Annotated in this window: 1 protein-coding gene; it reads left to right on the top strand. The window is 43.7% G+C overall.

Translation table 11 applies throughout. The features are described from left to right. Positions 1–228 precede the first annotated feature (228 nt). The coding region (locus A3757_RS06335; protein ID WP_156506233.1) for a hypothetical protein at positions 229–501 on the top strand (273 nt) is incomplete at its 3' end.

Genomic DNA, 501 nt, shown 5'->3' with positions numbered 1-501 from the left:
GATTATGATTCCCGAGGCATACAAATTAGAGATACTGACACAGCGAAGAAATATGATAAGCGCAGTCTTGTTAGCCTTATTGAGAGTGCAAGGAAAGGTCGTGGCGATAAAAGCCCAATACCATGGTTCAGGCAAACATAACAAGGCCAGGCAGCATCGCTCCCTGCGGTCGCTGGACCTCGTTTCACTCGGCCGCTGCTGGCGGCGTTATAGCAGGAATGGTGATTTATGAATATTATGGATGAGCAAGTATCACTATTGAATGAGTTGAGCGAACTCATGATGATAAGCAGTGAGCTAGGGTATGAATCTCTTTCGTGTGAGTTTAAATATCACACTTCAGAAGATGGTAGTAGTTCAATAGGATCCAAATTTAGTTATGTAATTGATGGTAAAAGGGTCTCAAAGGCACTTGTAAAACCTGAAAGAGAGCGGCTCTATACCGTTGTGCCTAAGCTTCACTCAGTTATGAAATCGCATACTGGCGGTGATTGGAAGTCA

This window comes from Oleiphilus sp. HI0117 (assembly GCF_001635235.1).
This window is presented reverse-complemented; position numbering and strand designations above follow the sequence as displayed.